This window comes from Propionispira raffinosivorans DSM 20765 (assembly GCF_000381065.1).
In the GTDB taxonomy this organism is placed as follows: domain Bacteria; phylum Bacillota; class Negativicutes; order Selenomonadales; family Selenomonadaceae; genus Propionispira; species Propionispira raffinosivorans.
Map to the genome: position 1 here is coordinate 40,534 of NZ_KB905848.1, position 24,248 is coordinate 64,781.

General features: G+C 36.3%; 22 protein-coding genes. 5 read left to right on the forward strand and 17 right to left on the reverse strand.

Translation table 11 applies throughout. The features are described 5' to 3' along the window. Positions 1 to 136: 136 nt before the first annotated feature. The 6 genes from F606_RS0109380 to F606_RS0109410 all read right to left on the reverse strand — a co-directional run bounded on the left by F606_RS0109380 (position 137) and on the right by F606_RS0109410 (position 5,628). Positions 137 to 643 (reverse strand): N-acetyltransferase, encoded by a 507-nt coding sequence (locus F606_RS0109380; RefSeq protein ID WP_245542107.1) that lies wholly within the window; start codon positions 641 to 643, stop codon positions 137 to 139. 77 nt (positions 644 to 720) lie between these two features. Continuing rightward, positions 721 to 1,152, reverse strand: coding sequence for a VOC family protein (locus F606_RS0109385; protein ID WP_019553633.1), 432 nt, complete (start codon positions 1,150 to 1,152; stop codon positions 721 to 723). A 150-nt stretch (positions 1,153 to 1,302) separates the two neighbouring features. After that, positions 1,303 to 2,091, reverse strand: a complete 789-nt coding sequence (locus F606_RS0109390) for an amidohydrolase family protein (protein WP_019553634.1) — start codon at positions 2,089 to 2,091, stop codon at positions 1,303 to 1,305. Between the two features lie 18 nt (positions 2,092 to 2,109). Beyond that, positions 2,110 to 2,466, reverse strand: coding sequence for a MerR family transcriptional regulator (locus tag F606_RS0109395; protein ID WP_019553635.1), 357 nt, complete (start codon positions 2,464 to 2,466; stop codon positions 2,110 to 2,112). A gap of 173 nt (positions 2,467 to 2,639) precedes the next feature. Next, positions 2,640 to 3,932 (reverse strand): flagellin lysine-N-methylase, encoded by a 1,293-nt coding sequence (gene fliB, locus F606_RS22300; protein WP_019553636.1) that lies wholly within the window; start codon positions 3,930 to 3,932, stop codon positions 2,640 to 2,642. Positions 3,933 to 4,362: 430 nt separating this feature from the next. Continuing rightward, positions 4,363 to 5,628 carry an HAD family hydrolase gene (locus tag F606_RS0109410; RefSeq protein WP_019553638.1) on the reverse strand — a complete coding sequence of 422 codons (1,266 nt, stop codon included), beginning with the start codon at positions 5,626 to 5,628 and terminating at the stop codon, positions 4,363 to 4,365. Positions 5,629 to 6,022: 394 nt separating this feature from the next. Between F606_RS0109410 and F606_RS0109415 the strand changes: the two genes are divergently transcribed. Then, complete coding sequence (locus tag F606_RS0109415; protein WP_019553639.1) at positions 6,023 to 6,718, forward strand: VIT1/CCC1 transporter family protein; 696 nt, start codon at positions 6,023 to 6,025, stop codon at positions 6,716 to 6,718. Between the two features lie 18 nt (positions 6,719 to 6,736). Here F606_RS0109415 and F606_RS0109420 read toward each other — a convergent pair whose 3' ends face one another. Continuing rightward, a complete protein-coding gene (locus tag F606_RS0109420) occupies positions 6,737 to 7,369 on the reverse strand; it encodes a VgrG-related protein (RefSeq protein WP_019553640.1) in 633 nt (210 codons plus the stop codon). 219 nt (positions 7,370 to 7,588) lie between these two features. Continuing rightward, a complete protein-coding gene (locus F606_RS0109425; protein WP_019553641.1) occupies positions 7,589 to 8,770 on the reverse strand; it encodes an SAM-dependent methyltransferase in 1,182 nt (393 codons plus the stop codon). A gap of 321 nt (positions 8,771 to 9,091) precedes the next feature. Here F606_RS0109425 and F606_RS0109430 point away from each other — a divergent pair, with 321 nt between their 5' ends. Beyond that, positions 9,092 to 9,988, forward strand: coding sequence for a LysR family transcriptional regulator (locus F606_RS0109430; protein WP_019553642.1), 897 nt, complete (start codon positions 9,092 to 9,094; stop codon positions 9,986 to 9,988). 262 nt (positions 9,989 to 10,250) lie between these two features. Then, positions 10,251 to 11,456 carry an MFS transporter gene (locus F606_RS0109435; RefSeq protein WP_019553643.1) on the forward strand — a complete coding sequence of 402 codons (1,206 nt, stop codon included), beginning with the start codon at positions 10,251 to 10,253 and terminating at the stop codon, positions 11,454 to 11,456. Positions 11,457 to 11,559: 103 nt separating this feature from the next. Here F606_RS0109435 and manZ read toward each other — a convergent pair whose 3' ends face one another. The 7 genes from manZ to serS all read right to left on the reverse strand — a co-directional run bounded on the left by manZ (position 11,560) and on the right by serS (position 20,032). Then, positions 11,560 to 12,381 carry a PTS mannose transporter subunit IID gene (manZ, locus tag F606_RS0109440; protein WP_019553644.1) on the reverse strand — a complete coding sequence of 274 codons (822 nt, stop codon included), beginning with the start codon at positions 12,379 to 12,381 and terminating at the stop codon, positions 11,560 to 11,562. 20 nt (positions 12,382 to 12,401) lie between these two features. After that, the gene (locus F606_RS0109445) at positions 12,402 to 13,184 is read right to left on the reverse strand and encodes a PTS mannose/fructose/sorbose transporter subunit IIC (protein ID WP_019553645.1); all 783 of its coding nucleotides are present in this window, start codon (positions 13,182 to 13,184) and stop codon (positions 12,402 to 12,404) included. A gap of 31 nt (positions 13,185 to 13,215) precedes the next feature. Then, a complete protein-coding gene (locus F606_RS0109450; RefSeq protein ID WP_019553646.1) occupies positions 13,216 to 13,704 on the reverse strand; it encodes a PTS sugar transporter subunit IIB in 489 nt (162 codons plus the stop codon). 77 nt (positions 13,705 to 13,781) lie between these two features. Next, complete coding sequence (locus F606_RS0109455) at positions 13,782 to 14,213, reverse strand: PTS sugar transporter subunit IIA (protein WP_019553647.1); 432 nt, start codon at positions 14,211 to 14,213, stop codon at positions 13,782 to 13,784. A gap of 262 nt (positions 14,214 to 14,475) precedes the next feature. Further along, entirely contained in the window at positions 14,476 to 17,268 is a 2,793-nt protein-coding gene (locus F606_RS0109460) for a sigma-54-dependent transcriptional regulator (protein ID WP_019553648.1), read from the reverse strand. Between the two features lie 545 nt (positions 17,269 to 17,813). After that, on the reverse strand, positions 17,814 to 18,605 hold the full coding sequence (locus F606_RS0109465; RefSeq protein WP_019553649.1) for a YdcF family protein: 792 nt from the start codon (positions 18,603 to 18,605) through the stop codon (positions 17,814 to 17,816). Between the two features lie 149 nt (positions 18,606 to 18,754). After that, positions 18,755 to 20,032, reverse strand: coding sequence for a serine--tRNA ligase (serS, locus tag F606_RS0109470; protein ID WP_019553650.1), 1,278 nt, complete (start codon positions 20,030 to 20,032; stop codon positions 18,755 to 18,757). Positions 20,033 to 20,559: 527 nt separating this feature from the next. On the opposite strand from serS, the gene F606_RS20905 reads away from it, so the two are divergent. Then, entirely contained in the window at positions 20,560 to 21,120 is a 561-nt protein-coding gene (locus F606_RS20905; protein WP_019553651.1) for a ClbS/DfsB family four-helix bundle protein, read from the forward strand. A gap of 47 nt (positions 21,121 to 21,167) precedes the next feature. Here the strand turns inward: F606_RS20905 and F606_RS0109480 are convergent, their stop codons facing one another. Then, the gene (locus tag F606_RS0109480; protein ID WP_019553652.1) at positions 21,168 to 22,124 is read right to left on the reverse strand and encodes a bifunctional metallophosphatase/5'-nucleotidase; all 957 of its coding nucleotides are present in this window, start codon (positions 22,122 to 22,124) and stop codon (positions 21,168 to 21,170) included. Positions 22,125 to 22,415: 291 nt separating this feature from the next. Here F606_RS0109480 and F606_RS20910 point away from each other — a divergent pair, with 291 nt between their 5' ends. Next, positions 22,416 to 23,513 carry a metallophosphoesterase gene (locus F606_RS20910; RefSeq protein ID WP_019553653.1) on the forward strand — a complete coding sequence of 366 codons (1,098 nt, stop codon included), beginning with the start codon at positions 22,416 to 22,418 and terminating at the stop codon, positions 23,511 to 23,513. A 47-nt stretch (positions 23,514 to 23,560) separates the two neighbouring features. On the opposite strand, the gene F606_RS20915 is transcribed toward F606_RS20910, so the two are convergent. Next, positions 23,561 to 24,190, reverse strand: coding sequence for a glucosaminidase domain-containing protein (locus F606_RS20915; RefSeq protein ID WP_019553654.1), 630 nt, complete (start codon positions 24,188 to 24,190; stop codon positions 23,561 to 23,563). Positions 24,191 to 24,248: the final 58 nt, after the last annotated feature.

A 24,248-nucleotide genomic window follows, 5' to 3' on the forward strand; every position in this document is an offset into this window, starting at 1 on the left:
TGTCCCTATACCTGCAAAGTAGCTGTCAGACTCGCGGAAATTGACAAGACATTTTTCGCTGGAATTAAATTCAAATACTACATTTCTAGTTGTTCGAATTTACGGCTTCCGTAAACAGTTTACAGAAAACTTCTTCTTATCCCCTACGGTTCCACATCATTATATATTCTTTTATTCCAGAGCTTGCATTATTTTGCTCGATCATTTTTTTGAAATCGCATTTTTTATAAAATGAAATAGCATTTACGTTTTCAGCATAAACGGCCAATTCCATTTTTAGATATACCGTTTTACAGTAATCGATAAGTTTCCTACCAATCCCCCTACCTTGATAGTCTGTTTTCACAAACAAAGCACCAATAAAAGAATCTTCTAAAACACTGATAAACGCTGTTATCTCATTATTTTCTTTATATACATACGTTTTTGCTAAAGGAATATAGGATTTTTTGACTACGTCATAATGATCTAGCCAATAATCTTTATGTATAAAGTCATGCGCATCTATATTTACATTGAGCCAAATCTCCATAATTTCATCTATTTCATTTTCTCCTAATGTACAAATCATAAATACTCCTTGTAACCTCTTGATAAATTCAAACCTTATTTCTTCTATTGTACAATATCTTTCATATTTCATAAAGAAAAAGGCTTCAGCAAAATACCAAAGCCCTGAAAAACTATTTTGTTTGATACTGATTACTTGAATATACGATGTTAAAATTTCAACATATCATTTTCATCAAAGGTAAAGTCTGGGCCCCAAGCAACTTCCCAATAGTATCCATCCGGGTCAGAAAAATAGGCATGATAGCCACCCCAAAAAACGTCTTGTGGCTCTTTTACAATTATTGCTCCCGATCTTCTTGCTAATTCAATAATTTCACAAACTTCTGTTTTACTTTTAGCGTTATATGCAAGAGTAATTCCGGCAAAACCATTCACAATTTCAGGTGGATTCTTTTCATTAATATCCTTTGCTAACAATTTCAACGGATATAATTCAAGTTTTGTTCCAGATGCATCAAAAAAAATCACTTCGGGATTGTTGCTTTTTTCATTTGTTGTAAAGCCAAGACCATCACGATAAAATTTAATTGACGTTTCCATATTTCTTACACCTAAGCAAATAATGTTCATTCTGTTCATGTAAAAACCCCCTTTTTTAGATACGCTGAATTTAACAACAGAAATTGATACCGAATCTAGTACCATATTATAACATTCTTTGTCATATTTAGGTAATGGGACTTTCCTCACTTTTCCCTTGCCTGCTGCTGGCGGTACTTACACAAATCTCTAACATATCTGTAAGAGATTTGCTATATTCCCGCCCAAGACCTGTTGGCATAGTCCTTTATCTTTTATCAGAGTTTCTATATTGATTTTTGCTGATAGTGGTGAAGTATATGGGGCATCTGAGCTAAACAACACTCTTTCAGGAAATTCACGTATAGCAAATTCTAATGCCAGCGTCGTAAATGTTGCCGACAAATCAATATAAACGTTAGATAAATCCTTGCAAGCTACTAAAGTGTCAAGCCAATGGATACCTCCCATATGCCCTAAAATCAGCGACACACTTGGATATCGTTTAGCCAAATCTAATAAAATTTTGATATCTTGCGTTACCAGGGGAAAAAATGTATGTACCCAAAGCGGCAGGTTTCCCGTACTCCTAGATGCCTGAAACAGGGGTTCAAGCAATTCGACTTGCCCGCTGTTCGGTGTCAATTCACCAATTCCATAAAAGCTATTTTTTACAATATATTTTTCTATCCAACTCAAATTTTCTTCATAGGATAAACCCGTCGGTATGGAGCCAAACCCTATATATCGCTGAGGGTTTTCTTTGATCGCCGACTTTAGTTCCTCTATCGCCTTTAACCTTTCTTCTATGGGATTTTTTATTCCGTTTATTATATCGTATAACATTCCCATTTCTTTTTTAAACTCCATAAGACTCGATGCTTTTTCTGGATGCACTACACTAGTAAACAGCACCGTCTTATCGATTTGCGCCTCTTCCATCCATTCAATTTGCCGTTCATTCGGCAAAACCACATGTGCATGACTGTCAATTATCATTTCATCACTACCTTGTTCTCAACTTTTCTGTTCAAACTCATCCAGTTTCTCTTGCAAACGATAGGCTACCGCTTGCAAAAGATCAATTTGTTTCTGCACTTCCGCCAGTTTTTTTTGATACAAGACATATGCTTCCATACAAAGCGGTCGATCTAACTGTTTTAGGGTCGGACAGCCCATAATCTCCCTAATTTGAGCTGTCCCTAGCCCCAAGTTTAAATACAGTTGAATTTTTTTCACCGTATCAATTGCTGTTTCATCGTATATTCGATAACCATTCGGCATACGTCCGGCTGTGAGCAGACCAACCTCTTCATAATGCCGCAGCGACCTTATACTGGCACCGGTATTTTTAGCTAATTCTTTAATATACAAGATATGCCCCCTCTTTTCTGGCTGATTCTTAGTATAAAGTATAACATCAATGTTATAGTCAAGCCTATTCGTTAAAATTTTACAAATTAAAATTCAATCCAAAAGATCCGGAACAGCATTTCGACTGCACCGGATCTTTTAAAGGTTTTCTCTAAAATCGTTCAATTTGAAATTTATTTTATGTCCAAGGTATTTCCACTTAGCAATCGATTACAAAAGTCTTGCAGCTGCGCCGCTTCCTCCAATTGATTCGCAGATAGTTGGCTCATCACTTGCTGCAAATAAAGTCCATCGTGACCAATAACGCGGCTCGTTTGCCGTATACACTCGATAATGTGTTCCTGCACTAGAGCCTCCGGATCTTCTATCAAGGCTGACATTAGCAGTGCCTTCACAATAACAAACTGGACAAGCAGCCGGAACCATTCAACATAAAACAGAGCGCCTTCTTCTGTAATAAAAATGTTTTTAAACACTTCATTCACCAGATAGTTTTCCAAAAGGCCACTATATTGGGGCAGGAAAAACAGTCGGTAAAACTCTTTATCTTCTATGTATTGCTGCACACTGTTTTGAGAAATCTGTGATTCTTCATTAAGCTGCCAATGTGATAAAACTGTTTCCAACTGCTGGCGAAAAGACGGGCGAAGTTCCGGGTTTTGCAACCGCTGGAAAAATAACTGTCGTATACCATCAAGCTGGTGCACAATTAAAGTATTGTTGATCACAGCAGACACGTCCTGCGATCGTATTGTTTCAGCTATTTTTAACTTTTGTTGATAAACGTCGACCAAATGATGAAATTTCTTTTCTGCATGATGTCCTGAAAGACCACCTGCCTGCCAAAAAAATTCATTTGCAAGTTCTATTCGTCTTTCCAGCGACAACTTTCGATCCTGCAAAACTTGGATCAGGAAACGTCGCAAAGGCAGACAATCCGTTTCCAGCCGTTGATTTTTGTCTGTGATACGCAATCCATCGAGTTCAGCAACAGCAATTTTTTTGGTTACGAAACGCAACGGCTCTTTGCGTTCCAAAATCAATCGTGCGACCGCAGGACATGATACACACAGAGACCGCTCAGCATATTCTTCATTCCAGATATAAATCACACGCGGGTATGTACGACAGGTTTCTGATAAATTTGTTTCTTCTGTTTTTCGCTGAATCATGCATAGACCATCGTTACATAAAAACAGACAGCGCTTTCCCTTGCCCATTCGAATACAGGCAACATCTTTTTCCCCTTCATCCGTCTCTTCTTTTCGGTGTACAATCGCACGCGAGATCATCGCTTTAAACTCCGCATTATGACTTTTTTCATAGCGCTCGCAAGTAGCTTCATCTATCACAATATCCCAGCCCCTGCAGCAGGTATCCGGGCAAAGCAGCCCAATACAAGAAAACTCTGCCATATAGTCTGGTTCAATAACCTCCAGCATCGTTTTCTCTTCTTTATTTCGCAAACCTTATGCCTCCCATAGTTTCACAGTAAATCGACTCAATGTATTTTAGTATATTAAAATACCCATACTATCATTTTAAAAATTTAGTAAACTATATAGAACGCATTAAACATTTTATATGGCAATCGTCAAGAATGGGGTATAGGGTTGAGTGGCGTTACGTAGGAAGCAAACGATGCCCTATACCCCTTCCTGGCAGACTAATAGACTGGATGGAATGTCTTTAATGCATTTTCTATATAGTCCTTTTTTTACAAATAAATTTTCAAATATAGATTACAGCTTTATGTACCCAAAGTCAAATCGACTTTCAAAATCCCCTTCCACCCGATTTACTATGCTTGCTGCTTGAATACAAAAAAAGCCTGCAGATTCAGGTTGGAATCTTTGCAGACTTTTTACTGTAATAATTTTGTAAATGTTATAAGATTTATTTAGCAAGTAATGCTCCTGTATTTTTGCCCAATTTGATAACTTCTTCACTCGGGTTCCATAGGCCTAAATTTTCATTGCGCCCCTGCAGAACAAATTTAGCATTAGGATTTCCCATTGTAGCTGCTGCTTCGGCACAAAGTTTGCCAAAGCTGCCGCTTTTTAGACGATTCACCAGCAATACGCGTTTGATATCAGGAAATTCAGTCATCATATTATAATCCCCTGAGCTGTCACCGGCAACCATGATTGGTCCATAACCGCGTTTATCAGCTACTACACGTTGGATACCAAGAGTCTTTCCATGTTCGCCAGTTGGTACCAACCCTTTTTTGTAAGAATCTTGATATACATTATTGGTCTTTTCAAGCTGCATACCGATCACATTTTCCCGTGCCACATTATAACCATATTTCGGATTGGTGGCAAACACAGCTACCACATCTTCCAATGATGCGGTACATACATAAACGTCAAAACCATTCGAGCGCAACGTACTCATTAAATCCCCAATTTCTTCCGTTAAACGAAGACCCGTTGTATGGGAAACGCCCACAACACCAGCTTCCCCTGGTAAAGTATCTGGACTCAACCAAGTTTCCTTGCGAATAGCCTGTCCTAAATTATAATCATTTGATTTTTCAGTGAGAGCTGTTACTTCATCTGTGGTCATATTTTCAAAGAAATAGAGCACCCATGTATAACTTATTTTACTGGTATATTTATCATCAATCGCTTGATAGATATACCACATTTTAGCACGAAAATCCATAAATTGATCTGTTTTTTGGATATCTTCCAAACTCATTTTCCCCTGCATGCCAGCATAATTATTATAAATAAAAGTGTAATCTCTTATTAAATCATTATTCACTGCTTCAAGCGTTACGGCTTGCCCTGCCATATTATTGTACTCTTTATTAAATGAACCTTGCGGAACGTTTTTTGTAACAATCTTGCCAAATTCTTCTGGTTTTAATTTAAAGACCAAGTTTTGAATCTGATACATAAATAAGGCCTCTTCCGTATCATTCATAATGGAAGTATTATCCCAGTCAAACACTACATAAGGTTTCTTTCCTGCGTTATAATTTGAACTCTTCGTACCATACGTATCAATAAATTTTTGCATAGCTGTCCGTGTAGCAGGCGCCCATTTTCCTTGCGTTAATACTTGCCCGGCAGCACTTGCCATAGAGCTTGTGAACATCACCATAATGAGCATCACCGTTGTTATTAGTAGGTTTTTTTGAAATTTAAACATAAATATCACACCTTCCGTTTTTTTATAATACGTAAAGCTTGCACCTAACTATAGTCTTTGGAATTAAGCTTGCTTTTGCAATACGATGAATGTATCTCATATCTCAACGTCTTGCAAAACTTATTCTTGTAAACTCTTAAAAGTATAGCATGATATAAGCCAATCATTATTAATTAATTGTTAATTGTATGTAAAAATATCTTAACAATCGTACGGTGTAAGAAGTACATGTGACTATCAAAACCGCCAGAGTATAAAAACAACCCTAAAACCTGCCAAGCTTCGTATTACGAGTTTATTTCAAATACGCATCTGTTAACATTATGAAAAAAAGAGTATCATTAAGACAATAAGGAAAATCCCTTCCTTTGGCTTTTGAAAGGAGTGACTAACATTGCAAACGATTCATAAAGAAAATCATTTTATGGCATCTGACATAGTCAAAGATCTTGTCATTGGCATGTCAGATGGCTTAACAGTCCCTTTTGCCCTTGCAGCAGGACTATCTGGTGCCGTTGCTGGAACAGGCATTGTCGTCACAGCCGGACTTGCTGAAATTGCGGCTGGTTCTATTTCTATGGGACTCGGCGGTTTTTTGGCAGCCCGTAGTGAAGTTGAACATTATATTAGCGAAAGAAAGCGGGAACAGTGTGAACTGCACTCCCGCCTTGCAGATGAAGAACAAGAAATTATTGATATTTTTAATTCCTATCATATTTCGCAAGAAACAAGTCGCCCCATTGTTGACGCTTTGAAGAAAAAACCGGAAACCATGGTTGATTTTATGATGAAATTTGAACTTGGATTAGAAAAACCGGACCCAAAACGAGCTTTAAAAAGCGCGGCAACGATTGCAGGTGCCTATGCAGCCAGCGGTATTATCCCGTTATTGCCTTACATGATGCTTTCCAGTAGTCAGGATGCACTTCGCCTTTCTGTTGTCATTACATTATTGACGTTGTTTTTCTTCGGCTATTGCAAAGGACAATTTATCGGGAATAAACCTTGGCTCAGTGCTCTGCAAACGACCTTAATTGGCGGTATCGCCGCCGGAGCAGCTTATTTCCTAGCACAACTATTTACAGCCTAAGCAAACAAAAATATCTGACTATGTTTGCTTGTTTAATAAAACTAGAGCATCTTCTCTCTCATTTTTCCACCGAGCAAAGAGACCTGGTCGCAATTGAGGACTGCCACTTGACCAAGACATGTCTGTTAATTTCACTTCATAAATAAAGTTGATAATATCCGCTTCATTCATACTATTTAAGTCCTTTTCAACGAATTTTGCGGCATCACCAAATACTTGAGCTCCATAGTAAGTACCATGCTGGATGCAATTACTAAATAAAACTTGTTGCAACGCATTACTGTGCTGGCTAATATCAAAATTATACCATTCGATTAATTTTTCTGCACCAGCATCATAATACTGCGGTTTTACATATTCATCCTGCAGCATTGCAAAGCCATCTGCATCCGTATTTCCAATATCTTCCCACTTATCTACGAAAGACTGATCACTGGACGGATCTCCAGCTGAAGCTAGTTGTCTGCCATATTCGTCATACGGTACTTCATGCTGACATAACCAATGTATAAAATTCTGCACAACTCCTGCGGCACTGGCAAACTGATATATTCCATAAGACCACCCGCCGCCATCTCCATTCGACTGCGACACCCTCGCCGGATTATTATTACTTTCATATTTTGCACTTAAAGCTCCTAAACGTTCCATCTCGTACTCCTCCATTTGTAATAAATTTGAATTTAATCGAAACAACAAACGAATTTATTCAAATCTCCCGCCTTTACTTATGAATTAACATGCCATAAGCATGTTATAATACAACTTAAAAAGAGGACTATATTCTTGAGCAGCGTTACGCAAAAAGCAAACGACGCCCTTATATAGTCCTCTTTGTGACAAATTGATAAACTTAGTTAAATTTTTCGTTCATTTATACATATAGTCAGCCATCATAGGAATATTATTATCAATCCCTTTTGTTAAGAGACATTGATAAATATCGATTCCCCCCGTACGAAAAGCTGAAGCACAGCCGGATAAATAAAGTTCCCACATACGAATGAAGCGTTCATCATATAGTTTTCGCACTTCCGGAATTTTTTTCTGGAAATTAGCATTCCAAAAATCCAATGTTTTTGCGTAATGAAGACGCAAACTTTCCGTGTGCAACACATGAAAATCAAACTCTGGAAAAAGCTGCATGGTTTCACGCAAGGTTGGCACATAGCCGCCTGGGAAAATATATGTTTTTATCCATGAATTTGTCGGCGATTCAAAATTTGCCATAATGGAATGCAAAAGGAATGTGCCCTTATCTTTGAGCAATGCATTCACTTTAGAAAAATAAAGTGGTAAATATTTTTTCCCTACATGTTCAAACATACCAATGCTGACGATTTTGTCAAACTGTTCTTGCTTCGGATCCATATCCATGTAATTTGCTAAACGAATATCAACCAGTTCCTCTAACCCAAGTTCATGCACACGAGACCGAGCACCTTCGTATTGTTCTTTACTGAGCGTAATGCCAGTTGCGTGAACTTTATATTGTTGAGCTGCACGAATAGCAAGCCAGCCCCAGCCACAGCCAATATCTAAAAGATGTTCATTTGAGTTTAAATTTAATTTTTTTAAGCTATGATCAATTTTTTGCAGTTGTGCTTGCTCGAGTGTATCTTTTTCAGTCTTAAAATAAGCACAGGAGTAAGACATCGTTTTATCAAGCCATAAGGCAAAAAAATCGTTTCCTAAATCATAGTGCTTATGTATATTTTTACTTTCTATTGCTTCGTCAATTTCTTTTAACTGATGCGCCAAATCTTTTAGATGAAAATCCGCTTTCGCTTCATTCCCGTTATTTTTGAACATCGTTGCAATGACATCGTCAAGCGATCCTTCAAAATCAATAACTCCATCCATATAGGCTTCGCCCAACGTAAGTATAAGGTTTTTTTTCACATCATTTAATTTTGGTGCTTGATGAAATATTATTTTAAATACAGGTTTTTCACTACCATAACACACTTCTTCTCCATCCCAAAATACGACAGAAAAACTACCTTTGTCCCACAATTTAAAAAGAGTTTTTAATGTTGCTTTCTTAAACATACAGGTCCACTTCTTTCTTCATTTCCAAACTGATTTTTGATTAAAGCACAGCTTAACATCCGTCTGCACCTACAAGATTTTTTGGTGTTTTTTATTAATGGTATAACAATAGTATAGCAAGGAGTAAAAAAAATGTATAATAAAATAAATAAATGAATTACATTAATTTTATCAATAACAACTATCGCCCTCTCACTGCATTAAGCTTTTCATTTTTTAATAGGTATGATACAGTATTATGTATCATACCTATTCGTGTGTAAAATAATAATAATTACATACTGTTGCCAATCGATTTATATAGATGATGGAGATTTAAAAATGAGTAATATTCCAAGTAGTCAACAATTAGAAAATTTTATGATTTATGGTCGCGTGGGTAATTTTACATTGGCGGCTAAACAAGCGAATATTACACAATCAGCATTTAGTTTTCAGATGAAAAATCTAGAAACCCTGCTTAACGTAAATTTGATCAGTCGTTCCAATCGCGGCAGCAAATTAACACCAGAAGGTGAATTCTTTTTTAAAAAGCTCAGCCAGATAATGCCCATGCTGGCGGAAGCGATCTATGATGTCCAGCACTTAAATGGTGAAAAACCATTGGAATTAAAAATCGGTGTATTGACATCACTCGGTGATGTACTGATGAATCAACATATTTCATATTTTCATGAGAATAATTCAAATATCTTAATTACAGTTTATAATATGGAAGAAGAAGATCTTCTGACTTCCTTGAATGATGATCGTATTGATATTGTTTCTACGTTTTTACGAACAGATCTTGTTGTAAAAAATTATGAAAAAGTTCTATTTCGTCTCGATGACGTAGTTTACTATGCACCTAATATTCCAAAAATAAAAAATGCCGTGAGCTTGCAGCAAATGGAAGCTTTGCCGCTAGTTCAATACCCTTCACACTCTTTTATGAATGGGATTATTGAAAAATATTTTCAGCACAGCCGTAAAATATTGCCGGCTGCTGCACGTTTAGCTACACCATATGCTATTGTTCATTACTGTCAACAAAATCCGGCTGGTGCTTTACTACCGGAAAGGCTCTTACGAGCGTTGCAAATTGAAGACGGTTATTATGAAATGGAATCATCTTTGCAATTAAAAGCTTATCTTTTATATAAAAAAGAAAATCCAAAAAGTAAAACAATGCAGGTGTTCATTGATTATATCATTAATTTAAATCGCGACTTTTGTTAAGTTTTCAACAAAAACTGTATAACTATGTTTCAGCGGAGAAAAATACTATAAATAGATAACTGCTATAAGTGTGGATAGATTAGTTTTACTTATAACAGTTATCTATTTATTTTGTTATACAAAGGCATAAATTGGGTATATAGTAAATGCCTATAGAGAAGACAATAGATTATATGGATTCTCTAATGCCCGATAAGGTTCAAATAAAAGCGAGCCCGTTCAAGCATATTGTTGAAAAATTTATATAAGGGTGATTTTAAAAATGGTTAAAGCTAGTTTGTGGACAAAAAATTTTCTGATTGATACAATTGTTAATTTTTTCATTTATTTGGTATATTATTTATTAATGGTTATTATAACAGTATTTGCAACGAATAATTTACATGCTTCCCTCAGTGAAGCTGGATTGGCTTCCGGTATTTTTATTCTTGGCACTCTTTTAGCTCGTTTATTAGCAGGACGATCGATTGAAACGGTTGGGCGAAAAAAAATGCTTTATGCCGGCATGTTTTTTTATTTTCTGACTACGCTTTTTTATTTTGGTGCCAATAGCTTAATGATTTTATATGTTATTCGTTTTTTCAGCGGCATCGGCTATGGTATTGCTTCTACGGCAACAAGTACAATCATCGCGAATATTATTCCTACAGAACGTCGTGGTGAAGGAATTAATTATTATGGCTTAAGTACAAGTATAGCCGCTGCCATGGGGCCATTTTTAGGGATGTTTCTCAATCAGCATTTTGATTTTACATCCATTTTCATTTTTTGTGCTGTTTTATTGGGTCTTTGCGTTCTGGTATGCTTCTTTCTGGATATTACCGAAATTAAACTTACACCGCAGCAAGCGGCACAAATGCACGAGTATAAAATCAGTAATTTTATCGAGTTAAATGTTTTGTCTATTGCTAGCGTCGGTGTATTTATGGGACTTTGTTATTCCAGCGTTCTGAGCTTTTTAGCAGCTTATTCTCAAGAAATAAATCTTGTAGGAGCCGGTACATTTTACTTTGTTGTTTATGCTCTCGTCATTACGGTTTCACGACCATTTACCGGTATTTTATTTGATAGAAAAGGTGAAAATTTCGTTTTGTATCCATGCTATATTTTTTTAGCGATTGGTTTATATATGTTAAGTCAGGCACAAAGCAGTTTTTTAATGTTACTCTCCGGTGCTTTTGTTGGTTTAGGGTATGGCACTTTCATGTCCAATGGACAAGCCGTCTGTGTCAAGTTATCACCAGCCCATCGCATGGGTATTGCTACATCAACTTATTTTGTGGCTCTTGATTTTGGTTTGGGTGTAGGTCCGTTTCTCTTGGGCTTTTTAAGACCTATGATCGGTTTTCCTGGAATATATATGCTAACGGCTATCATTGCCTTAGCTTGCATTGTTCTATACTATGTTTTATACGGAAAGAAAGCAGGTAAAGAATTTGCCCGTATTCGTAGTGAAATGGCGAATTAATGACTTAAAATAAGAATTTGCAATATAAAATTTTTAAAAGTTCTTACAAAAAATGCATCTTTACCAATAAGTAAAGATGCATTTTTTAGCAAGTAGTAATCAATTATGCGAATAAACCTACAGCATAACCTGCAATACCGATAACAAATAATCCTAAAATGATTACAAGCGGATTCAATCCTTTTTTAAGAAGGTACATGCAGATAAATGTCATTAAGAGCGGAACAATACTAGGCATTAAGCTATCCAGTACCGTTTGAATCGTAGTCACCACTTGTTTGCCATCGCTGGCAACATAGGTAGAGAGCACAAAGGGCATATTCACTGTCGTCCATTTTGCAACAAGTGCCCCCATAACTAAAAGTCCGAGAACCGAAGATCCTTCTGTTAAATACCTAAGCTTATTACCACCCATATCTGTAACGAGCTGTGTTCCTTTTGAATAACCATACATAACGCCATACCAGTTGGTTGCCAAACGAATTACATTAAAGGCAATAAAGAAAATCAATGGTCCCATTAAGCTACCAGTTAAAGCAATACCGGCTCCAAGCGCTGCCAGTACCGGACGCAGTGTGCCCCAAAAAATCGGATCACCAACACCAGCAAGCGGACCGATCAGACCGATTTTCACGCCGCTAATAGCACCTTCACTGATGTCAGCACCATTTGCTTTTTGCTCTTCCATCGCAGCTATAATTCCCATAATCGGTGTTGCCAGAAACGGCTGTGTGTTAAAAAATTCAAGATGACGTTTTAATGCATCTTTCAATTCTTGACCTTTATAAAGTTTTTTCAGTGCTGGGATCATTGAAACACAAAATCCGATAGCCTGCATTCTTTCAAAATTGAAAGAACCCAATAAAAAGTTGGAACGAATAAATATAGAAACTAAATCACTTTTCGTTAATTTTTTTTCAGCCATGATACATCCTCCTTAAATAATTACATTAAATCTGAGTCATCGATTGTATTGTCGCCGCCTGCACTCGAGTTTAGCTCACGAGCAAGTGACTTTACATGGAAATAAGCACAAATTAAACCAACGGCTCCAAATCCAATTAAATTGATGTTTGTAAAAACGGCTAGTAAGAAACCTAGAAAGAAAAATGGCATCAACGATTTAGCGTTCATCATATTAATAACCATTGCATATCCGACTACAACGATAAACCCACCGGATACTTGCAGTCCACGCGTGATTACTTCAGGGATCGATGCCAAAAGTGCATTGACTGTATCCGTTCCCGCTACCATACCAACAAGTGCGGCTGGTACAGCAACACGGATACCCTGCAGTAAAAGTCCCAGAAAATGGCACATTTCAATACCGCGAGTACTGCCTTCCGCTGCATATTTATCAGCAAGATGTTGAAAAAATACGGTAATAGTTCGAACAAAAATAGTCAATACCTGCCCCGCTGCTGCGAGTGGTATAGCAACAGCAATACCGGCACCAATGGATTGATGACCAACAATGACAAGAATAGCCGATATAACACTAGCCAATGCGGCATCAGGCGCCATGGCGGCACCAACATTCATCCAGCCAAGCGCTAACATTTCTAAAGTACCACCTAAAATAATACCAGTTGTCATATCACCAAGGACAAGACCTACCAATGTGCAAGATATCAGCGGGCGATGCGTCTGTGCCTCATCCAGCACGCTTCCCATACCGGAAATTGCAGCAACAATAATTAATAAAATAAGAGTTCCAGTTGTCATGAAAATCGCTCCTTCTTTTTTTGTTTAAGTATCATAAATTCATAGATTTTAATTTTTCTATGACATTTACTTTAGGATCTTTAGCGAGTTGGCGCAGTTCGAGTTTAACTCCTTTTTCGTCAAGCTTTTTCAAAGCTGCGATATCCTGTTCATTAACAGAAACTGCTTGAGATATCTGGGTTTTCCCATCAACATACCGCATACCACCAAGATTTACACTCTCAAAAGGAATGCCAGCTTCTACCATTCGCAATACATCGGTGGGATTCGTAAACAGAAAAAATGTATTGAAGCTATCATATTTGGGATTGTTAAAAGCTTCAATCGCTTTTTGAATAGGAAGAATATACGCCTTAAGCCCAGGCGGCGTAACTTGTAATACAAGTTGCTTTCTTAGTTCATCTTTAGCTACTTCATCACTACAGCACATAATACGGTTACAATCATACGCTTTTACCCATACCGTAGCCACTTGTCCATGAATCAAACGATCATCGATTCTAACAAAACTGATTTTCATTTTTTTTGACCTCCGCTTAAAAATCTTACTTAAAATTCCACATGAAATTTTGGGGGCTGCTTTTTGATTATCTTAATTTAGAGTTCATCTTCAACCTGCTCAGTTAGTAATGTACGATGAAAAGAATTCAAACCGGAATGTCCGGCAGCAATCGCCCTATTTGTGACTTCCACTATTGATGTTTTTTCAGCTAGCGATTGCAAGCTCAACATATCAATTAGCATAGGAAGATTTACACCTGCAGCAATACCATAATCATCCGACTCCATTGCAACACGACAAGCTGCATTATACGGACTGCCGCCAAACAGATCATTTAGAAAAATGACTCCGTCTGTCGTATCCATGTCAACAATAGCCTGTTTGTATTCTTTAACTAAATCTTCCACCCCTTTCCCTGGAATGAGATGAATGGCCTTTACATTACTTGTTGGACCAAAAATCATTTCAGCCGTTTTCAAAAGTTCTTCAGCAAAATAGCCATGTGTTCCGATAATGATTGCTAACATAAAGCAGCCTCCTATATATCTTTCAAAACAAACTTCAATTTGTTATAAAAGATTTAAAATAACGTACACTCTTTATTAATGCAAGTGCCATGCCAATTTGTGTGTCAGAATAAAAAAAGGCTATTTTCAGCATGTTGTCTTAATACTCTGTTTATAAAATGACACACTAAATGCAATCGTGACATTCTATATACGAGATTACAACATACTAAAAATAGCCTAAACAAATACTATTGACATATCGCTATAAAAAATAATATTTTTATATCATGGAAGCAATAAATGCCTTTTCATCTCTGGTTAAAACAATCTTAATCGTTTTCTCGAATACCTCTGCAGCCATATTGACACACTGTAATTTTTGCGTGTTAATCGGTGGATATTCTTCTTCATCGTAAGATAGCCCTGTTTTCATGATCATTCTTTCCAAAGCACACCCGCAATGAACCAACAGACGAATGCGTTGCGGATTTGTTAATGGATACCCCAAGTGAGATTCTAATAAGCTGTCAAACTTCAATAGTGTGTCAAGAATCTTAGCCGGATTTAAATAGGTAAGCATTTCTACTAAACTTTCTTCACAAAAGCTACGTAAAACCAAGTGTTTATTGGGAGGTACCTGGCGTGAACCACCAATACCAATCAACGTTCGTAAAATATTTTCAACTTCACCATCAATTACCTGTTCTAATGGTATAAAGGGAATATCACATTTTGGATTTGCCGCACCTACAATTGCGATGATACGATATTCTTTGGATATTCCCTCTATGGATTCCTGTACTTTATAAAGTCCGACTGGTAGTACTTTGATTGGCCGCGGCGTAATCGTCGGCAAGATATTTTCTAGAATTTTTTGCAGTTTTTCGGCTGTCCCTTTGCCTGATGCACAAATCGTAACAATGACCTCGGGCTGTTTAACGTGTTCTGCGGGCAAATCATCCGCACTGCTTTCATAGCCTTTGAAATTGTTGAGCGAGTCATAAACCGCATTCAAACTAATACCCGCTACATCAGCTTTGCGTATAGCTTCTAATACCAACGGTGTAGAAACCATATCCAGCATTTTAACGGGGATTTTAAGTTGTTCTGTGATCATCGGACCAAAATTAATAATTGACCCCATATCAGCTAATAATAAAATCCCTTTATGGCAATTCATAGTTTGGAGACGTTCCATTATTTTACTAAATATAACCTGTGGCTGTACCTCGATTGGCATATCAAAAACAATTAAATTTTTCAACTGCACATTCAAAAGCTTCTGTGCTACATCCGTCATAGAAGTAGCCGTATGAACCCCATGCATAACCACAATGATAATGATTTTTTCATCATCATCTTCTTCTTTTAGAGAATTAAGCAACATTGCAAAGTATTCAATTTCTGCCGGAGGGACCATTATATGATAGTATTCTTCAATTTTTTGTTTAATTTCCATCGCCAAATGAAATTCTTCCGTATCTTTACCTACGGTACCTTCAATTGCATGACTTGACAGTGGCTGCTGCGATTTGATTCGCTTAAAAAATACGCTTAAGTGAAGACTAAAAGCATATAAGAAACGATCTAGTGAACTTATTTTTAAGTGTTTTTGAACGATCGTGGCAATCTCTTCGGTAAAATCGATTAAATCATAATCAATGATTTTTAGCAAACGATCCTGCACGGACATATTAAAATCCTCTTGTTGATTGCAAAATGATTTTATATAAGCATTAACATCTGCGGCAATAATCTGTTTAATGACTGCACTTTGAATATTTTCACTTTTAAGTGCCTTGATTTTTTTATCGACGAGATGGTACAAATTAAACGATGTATCTTCTGTTTCTTCCATCGGAAGTTTTTGGTCGTTTGGCGAGATAAATAAAGCTTCGTTAATATATTGACTCACAAGAGCCAATTCTCGCCGATTCGAGCTAAGTGCCAATAAGCCGGATTTTATAGAAGCCGGCAGAAGTTTAAAGTCAATTTCTATATAATTCGGATTATCAATGCCATTCAAAAAAGCTTGAGCACATAACAATTTGATATTGGACTTCATCTGTCCGACATTACCAACGCCGATGTTACCAATCAACGCTTTTAATGCTTCAACGCTAATCTTTACCGTTTTTTGAATCGAATGAACCTCATTTGCCAGTAACAATTTAATGATATCAAGTTTTTCCTCCATAGATCGGTCTGCTAAAGGTTGGATTTTTATGATGCTGGGGATACGACGGATAAATGTCTTGGTAAGAGCAGAATCAGGATTTTCTGTTGTCGCTCCAATAATGAGGACTGTTGCTTGACGACTTCGCGTTGTTTCGCCCAATCGATTAAAAGTTCCTGTATCCATAAAATAAAACAGCATTTCCTGCCCCTCAGGGGGTAAACGATGAATTTCATCAAGAAATAATATTCCATTATCTGCGGATTCCACCAAACCAGGTTTCGCACTGTCAGCACCGGTAAAGGCTCCTTTTATATGACCAAAGATATGTGAAATTAACAACTGAGGGTTGTTATAATAATCCGCACAGTTAAAAATAATAAACGGAGATTGCTCACTGAATTTCCCGATTGTTTTACCATATTCATACATCATATGGGCAAACAAGGTTTTCCCCACACCCGTCTGTCCGACAATCAGCGTATGTAAACCATGAGGCGGATACAAAATCGCTGCCTTAGCTTGTTCAATTTGTTTTTTCAAGCTGCCATCCGAACCAATTAAACAATCAAATCCACTTTTTTGTATGGTAAGTTTTTTAGCAGAGGTTACACCACTTTCAACTGTAGCTAATTCTTCAATTTCAAGAGGTAATGTCACGCCCTTGGTCTGTTCAAATATTTCTCTATCAAAATATAAAACAGGACGTCCAGAAAACTTAAGGATTTTCCCATCTCGATACAAGTTATTAAGTTCACGACTGACATTACTTCGCATAATCTGCAACGCTTGCGAAATCTCAGCAGCTTCAACACCAATCCTGCCTTGGATCTCTTCGCTTGAATAAGCCTTGGATCGTTCTTGTATATATTGATAAATTTTATCCATACGTTTCATAGTGTCACCGCTTTCATTATTTTCAAGTTGCTGTTTCTTTTCAGCATTTCACAAAGCTCTTAATTTAATCAATATGTATCGTAGATACTGCACTGTTAAAATGTTCCTGATACATGAATGAGCCATACTCTAAAGGTATAATTAGTCTCCTTTTATTCATCGATATAACACGTCTATCGAATTATCGTATTCGTAAATAATTCAGCTCTAGAAGTTTTTATAAATATTTACATTTTCTGTTGCACAAAAACAGACGGCTAAACCCAACAATATAAGTTAGTCCAGTCGCCTTATAAAGCTTCTAACATTTGCACACTTAAATCATCTCAATGATTCGCTATCGCAATATTAGCAAGCAGCAAAACTTACATATTTACATTTTATACAAAAACAATTAAATTTTATACAATTATAACCCTTTAATGCTCTTATTTCAAGTAAAAAAAATGATATAGGTAGGGCTTTTGATTGCCAATCTATATCACATTTTTACGTTTTTTATTTTATATGAAATTCAAATCACATCAATCAAAATATCACGAAACCTAGAATGTACTCCGCTCCGATAGATCCTCATTGAAAAATGATTTCAACTTATGATACTGCGCTTCTATTTGCTGCGGCACATCAACATGGACAATGTAATTTTTTCCACAAGGACCATAACCATTCATATCATCTTTCAATCTTGGTATCTCCCCCATAATGAGCTCTAAATATCTTTGTTCATTCCAAATCCCATTAATGTCTTTATTTATCAGTTTTAAGTTATGATCTACAACTGGAACAAAGGGTGCATAGTTTAGAATTTGCACGTATTGATTCTCCGTGTATTTCAAAAAAGATGCATAGGTTCTGAGCTGCATCGTAGGATCTTGGATTAAAAGGAGTGCTCTGTATTTTATATTTAATTGATCTAAAAGCGCAATTGCTTTGAATGCATTATCGCCACAATTTGTAGATTTATTTTCCACTAGAATCTTATCCGCAGGAATATGATAAAATTTAGTCATAATATCAAAAAACATATCGCCTTCGGCTCGATTTGCAACTTCAATATCAGCAAATTTTTCATTTTTTCTTATCTGTTGTCTTAATATTTCAGTTGAATGTCCAATGCCGCCATTAATGAGAATTCGATCACATAGGTTATTTTTATATGCAGTTGCTGCACATTGAATCGTATAGGGAATAGAGTTTCCTAGTAACACCAATACATCGACTTTTTTTAAGCCAGCGACCTTTTCTAAAGCTTGATAATCTAAATTATCAAGATCTCTCACCGCCAGAAAGGCAGCTATCTCATTAACAGCCTGTTGAATTTGTTTCGCATTCATCCTATCACCTCCATAAATTGTGTTCTGCAGCAAATACATTTGCTCTTCAAACTAATGTATTTATACTACTATGAACATGCCTCTACTCAACAATTTAAAATATCCCCTGTTCTTTTATTCACTGAATTTAAAACCTAAACTCTGAGTTTTTAAATACTCGCTTTTCCTCCCATATACATTCTTAAAGGTTGTGGTATCTTAATGTTCCCATCTGCCTCCAGATTATTTTCCAAAAATGCAATCAACATACGTGGTGGTGCAACAACCGTGTTATTCAGAGTATGCGGGAAATATTTTTCATTTGTCTTGTTTTTAATACGAATACCAAGCCGGCGTGCTTGTGCATCACCCAAATTAGAACAACTTCCAACTTCAAAATACTTTTGTTGCCGTGGAGACCATGCTTCTACATCAACACTTTTTATTTTTAAATCTGCCAAATCACCAGAACAACATTCTACAGTACGTACTGGGATATCCAAAGAGCGAAAAAGATCAACTGTATTTTTATATAGTGTTTCAAACCAACAAAAACTCTCTTCTGGTTTACAGACAACAATCATTTCTTGTTTTTCAAACTGATGAATTCTATATACACCACGTTCTTCAATCCCATGAGAACCAACTTCTTTTCGAAAGCAGGGAGAATAACTCGTTAAAGTCTGTGGGAGTTGTTCTTCACCTAAAATTGTATCCATAAATTTCCCAATCATGGAATGTTCACTAGTACCAACCAAATATAAGTCTTCACCTTCAATTTTATACATCATATTTTCCATTTCAGAAAAGCTCATTACGCCAGCTACTACATTGCTACGTATCATAAATGGCGGAATATAATAGGTAAAACCTCTATCAATCATAAAATCTCTCGCATAAGAAAGAATCGCTGAGTGTAATCGCGCGACATCACCACAGAGATAATAAAATCCAGTTCCACTTACTTTTCTTGCACTATCAAGGTCAATACCATTCCGTTTCTCCATTATATCCACATGGTATGGAACTTCAAAGTCAGGCACAGTAGGCTCACCAAAACGTTCAATTTCTATATTTTCACTATCATCTCGACCTATAGGGACCGATGAATCAATGATATTGGGGATTTTTAACATTTTACCCTGGATTTGATCAAAAAGTGTTTCTTGTTGTATTTTCAAATGTTGCATTTCTTCTGTGACAGCCGCAACTTTTATTTTTTTTTGTTCGACTACAGTTCTTTGACTTTGCTCCATAAGTATACCAATTTCTCGACTTATAGAATTTCTCTGACTTCTAAGAAAATCTGCGCGACCTTTAGCTTCACGAAATTGTCGATCCAATTCAATGATTTCATCAACCAATTGTAATTTATCATATTGAAATTTTTTCTTAATATTGTTCTTTACCAATTCTGGATTGTTTCGTAAAATTTTTATATCTATCATATGTTTCCCTCCTAAATTTATCTATTTTGTAAAAAAATACTCCCCCCGACCATATAATTTTATTATATGGGACGGAAGGAGTCCGCGTTGCCACCCAAATTGCCAGCATCTAGTCTGACCACTCAAACATGCTATAAAGGGCATGTCCCTTCGATTCATCATCGATAGCTCAAAAAGCGGAACAGCTTAAACTCTCTTCGGTTCACACCAAATCACCGATTCTCTGTCCAAAGTTATAAACTATATCTTTTCTCATGGCCAAGTATACCAATACATTTTCCTCATTATACACATTCTGATCTTTATTTTCAACCTTATTCTTTTTTATCACAATTAGATAAAAATTACAATGAATGGCTTCTTATAAGGAACAAGTTTCCCATATCTCTTTGCGACAAATACATTGACATTATAAAATTTCTTTTATAAACTGGCATTGCCCTTAGTGAGTTATTTCTATTTTAACGAATCTTTCTTATAACATAAAAAAACGATTTAAAATAACCTACACGAAAAGAGGTATTACCGTGAACTATCAAAACAAAGAAGAATTACTCGTCGAAATAAAAAAGAGTTATCACCTATTTGATCAAGAATTTGATACTGTCCCTGCCGAAAAATTCACCTTACATATTGAAGAAGTTGATAAGACCCCACAAGAAATGCTTGCCTATCAAATAGGCTGGTTAAATTTAATTATGGAATGGGAACAAAGTGAACTAGACGGTAAACTGGTTATTACTCCATCCCCGGAATATAAATGGAATCAGCTTGGATTACTCTATCAATCTTTTTATACAAAATATGAAGAACATTCTCTTGACGAATTGCGTCTTTTATTTAAAAATAGCGTAAATGCTTGGTGTGATTGGATTGAGCTTTTAACTGAGGAAGAACTTTTTACACCAAATATGCGTAAATGGACTATAACGAAAGCAAATTGGCCGATGTGGAAATGGATTCATATCAATTCTGTTGCACCGTTTAAAAACTTTAGGCCCAAAATTAGAAAGTGGAAAAAAATATATATACTAATATTTAGACATATACTAATTCCATCGGCAATCTTCCAAGTAGTATTTACATAAGCTGAGTATCATCTTTGCATAAAATTTACTTTATAAAAAAATTCTGACTAAGCTGCTGCCTGTTTTTTTGTACTGGATAGATAACGATCAATAATCGCTTTGATATTTGGTTCCAGCGAAATATCCTTGGTAATTGGATACAGTCGACCTTTATGCTCAATCAATACCCATTTCCCTTCTTTCTTTTCGAAGGTTAAGTCTACTCGTCCCAAATATATATTATCCTCGCCGCCTGCTTGCACAATAGGAATTCCGCCTGTACGATAAATAGGTTGGCTTATAACATAATGGTCATCTGCACCAATAATCAATGCAACACCACGATCCGCTAACTTCATATCCATCTGTACATCAGCAGACAAGCCCGCATGTGATAAAATAATCTGAATATCTGATTGGGCTTGCACTTCAGGCAGTAATTTTTGAGCTGCTTCTACTGGATTTTCAACCACCTTATTGACTGCCTGTGGATAGTTTTTCACCTTTATTGATGAAACACCCAAAATGCCAATGTTTAAGCCTTGTATATGTTTTATCGTATAAGGTTTTACACCTGGCAAGTATTGATCATCCGCTGTTTTAATACTGGAACATAAGGTAGGAAACTGTGCCTGCTTTACCAAATTATAAAGTTTCTGATCTGCAATAACAGGATCTGGATCGCCTTTAAATTCATTATTGCCAAGTTCCCAGGCATCATAGTGCATAGCATTATAAGCTGCCATTTCCATCTCACCATAAAAAATTTTATGATAAGGTCCGCGCGTATAAAGATCACCTGCATCTACAAGCAAAACATTATCAGCCTCAGCTCGTATCTGCTTAATAAGCGTTGCTTTTCTAGCCAAAGCATACGGATCATAATCATGAAAATCATTGGTATGGATAATGGTAAGATGATAAAATTGCGGTTGTTCCTTGGCAAAAGAGACTTGAGTTGATAAACTCATCAGAATAATTGTCCCTACCAGTAAAATAATTTGTTTCATATTAAAATATCGCATTTTCCAGACCCCCTTATTTATTATAAAAAGCTTACCATTTTTATAATGATTTTTGTGTTATTATTTTATTAAATTTACGTAAAACTAAAAGAATGAAAGTTGTATAACTTTATAGCAAACATTCAAAAGTTAAACTTTTAGAAAAACACTTGCATTAGAGTTAACTCCAAGTATTATTATATATAATGTATTAAAGAAATTACGACTAACGTATAAGGTTGCCAGGAATAGTTAGTGCAACTTATATAATATAAGAATGTAGTTTGGTTATTAAGGAGTGATCGTTTATCCATGAAACATCGTTTTAGTTTTTTTATATTTATTGGCATAATTGGTATGGCAGGAGGTCTTGGCGAATGGTTTATGTACCGACAAGGGTTATCATTGTTACAACCTGCCTGGACACTCGCTATTTTTTTGCTAGCACCTTTAACTTTCGTTGTGCCAAACGTTGCTGAAAAACATTTACCACGGTTACTAACGAAACTGCTATCTATTATTGGCGGTTATTGGTTTATTTTTTGCTACTATTCATTGGGATTTTTGCTGCTATATTTTATTTTCTCTGGAGTAAGCTTATTATTCCTGCAAGCAATGGATTGGAAAATAGTTTTGCCTTACTTTTCTATTGGATCGTTTCTCTTCATTGTAGTCGTTATTAGTCTGGGCACATGGAATGCGTTTCATCCAGTTTATCGAAAAGCCACATTGCTTACGAACAAGCCTTTACCTAAAAATATCCGTATTGCCTTTATTAGTGATATACATCTCGGAACTATTTTAGGTAAAAACTTCAGCAACAAACTCGCTGAAAAAATCAATACCATGCAGCCTGATATCGTGATTTTAGGTGGAGACATTATTGATGGTAATCTTGAATTCGTTCTAAAAGACAAAAGCTATGAAAATCTAAAAAAAATCAAGTCTGCCTTGGGAACCTATGCCGTATATGGCAACCACGATTATTATGGCGGCGATATAAACAAAGAACAACAAATTCTGGCTCCTACTATTCAATTTTTGAAAGACAAATCTGTTTTGATTGAAGGTATGATCCAAATTATTGGTTTAGATGATTTCATTTTCAATCCTAGAAATAAAGTTCCTCTACAAGATAATAAAGTTCTTAATATCCTTGTAGATCATGAACCATGGCGAATTCGTGAAGCCGCTGCTGCTGGTTACGATCTTTATTTGGCTGGTCATACCCATGCCGGACAATTTTTTCCGAATCGCATGATTACAAAAAAAATATATGACTTAGATTACGGCAGTAAAATGTTTGGCAATATGTTAACGATTGTTTCAAACGGCTACGGCTTTTGGGGAATTCCGGTGCGAATAGGACCTGCTCCTGAAATTGTAATCATCGAGATAAAAAACAATTAAAAATCGGTCTATGCTAGGAAATGAAACTCACTATCATAGACCGATTTTTACATTCGTTTTGCTTCCTCTAACATACTTAAAATTTCCTGACCATAATTTTTGCCTGGAACAGCCCATTTACCATTTAAACCGACCCATGTATTTACCTTGCCAAAAATCTCCGGATGTTTGTCTTTAATTAATACATACCGAGGATCTACAAGTTTTTTTCGCGGTGAACGAGTTGTTGCATAAGCCAAAAGATGTTGGATATGAGCACGTATGCCATCTTGAGGTGTTACAAAAAAAGCACCTTGTACTCCGCCACCGGTCGTCCCTAAACCGCAATAATTATTCTGCTGGGGAATAACATCTTTGCCATAGGCAAAACAACCAGTTTCCTTTATAGCTTGGCAAAGTGCCAAATCAGCACGCACACCTTCCGTTTTACCTTCTTCATAATAAAGACAAACCAGTTCTTCAATACTACAATTTAGTTTTGCTCCCGGATTCTTTTTTTGGATATAGGCGATCATTTTTTCGGGCGACACTTCTGTTTCTCCTAAAATCGTAATTTCATCCTGAATTTTGGGCTGTTCACTTGGTTTTTCATTTATTTGCCAATAAATGATTCCTAAAACAGCAGCCAAAAGCAAGACAATCGCCCCGATAAATTTCTTTTTTTGTATCAACCTCATACATATACTCCACCCTATCATCAAAAGTCACCTATTATAAGAAGCAGGGGGCTTTGAT

Coding starts and splice junctions, on each gene's coding strand:
- F606_RS0109380 (WP_245542107.1), bottom strand. CDS start 643: ATGAAATATGAAAGATATTGTACAATAGAAGAAATAAGGTTTGAATTT.
- F606_RS0109385 (WP_019553633.1), bottom strand. CDS start 1,152: ATGAACAGAATGAACATTATTTGCTTAGGTGTAAGAAATATGGAAACG.
- F606_RS0109390 (WP_019553634.1), bottom strand. CDS start 2,091: ATGATAATTGACAGTCATGCACATGTGGTTTTGCCGAATGAACGGCAA.
- F606_RS0109410 (WP_019553638.1), bottom strand. CDS start 5,628: ATGTTTAAATTTCAAAAAAACCTACTAATAACAACGGTGATGCTCATT.
- F606_RS0109420 (WP_019553640.1), bottom strand. CDS start 7,369: ATGGAACGTTTAGGAGCTTTAAGTGCAAAATATGAAAGTAATAATAAT.
- F606_RS0109425 (WP_019553641.1), bottom strand. CDS start 8,770: ATGTTTAAGAAAGCAACATTAAAAACTCTTTTTAAATTGTGGGACAAA.
- F606_RS0109430 (WP_019553642.1), top strand. CDS start 9,092: ATGAGTAATATTCCAAGTAGTCAACAATTAGAAAATTTTATGATTTAT.
- F606_RS0109435 (WP_019553643.1), top strand. CDS start 10,251: ATGGTTAAAGCTAGTTTGTGGACAAAAAATTTTCTGATTGATACAATT.
- manZ (WP_019553644.1), bottom strand. CDS start 12,381: ATGGCTGAAAAAAAATTAACGAAAAGTGATTTAGTTTCTATATTTATT.
- F606_RS0109445 (WP_019553645.1), bottom strand. CDS start 13,184: ATGACAACTGGAACTCTTATTTTATTAATTATTGTTGCTGCAATTTCC.
- F606_RS0109450 (WP_019553646.1), bottom strand. CDS start 13,704: ATGAAAATCAGTTTTGTTAGAATCGATGATCGTTTGATTCATGGACAA.
- F606_RS0109455 (WP_019553647.1), bottom strand. CDS start 14,213: ATGTTAGCAATCATTATCGGAACACATGGCTATTTTGCTGAAGAACTT.
- F606_RS0109460 (WP_019553648.1), bottom strand. CDS start 17,268: ATGAAACGTATGGATAAAATTTATCAATATATACAAGAACGATCCAAG.
- F606_RS0109465 (WP_019553649.1), bottom strand. CDS start 18,605: ATGAATGCGAAACAAATTCAACAGGCTGTTAATGAGATAGCTGCCTTT.
- serS (WP_019553650.1), bottom strand. CDS start 20,032: ATGATAGATATAAAAATTTTACGAAACAATCCAGAATTGGTAAAGAAC.
- F606_RS0109480 (WP_019553652.1), bottom strand. CDS start 22,124: ATGCGATATTTTAATATGAAACAAATTATTTTACTGGTAGGGACAATT.
- F606_RS20910 (WP_019553653.1), top strand. CDS start 22,416: ATGAAACATCGTTTTAGTTTTTTTATATTTATTGGCATAATTGGTATG.
- F606_RS20915 (WP_019553654.1), bottom strand. CDS start 24,190: ATGAGGTTGATACAAAAAAAGAAATTTATCGGGGCGATTGTCTTGCTT.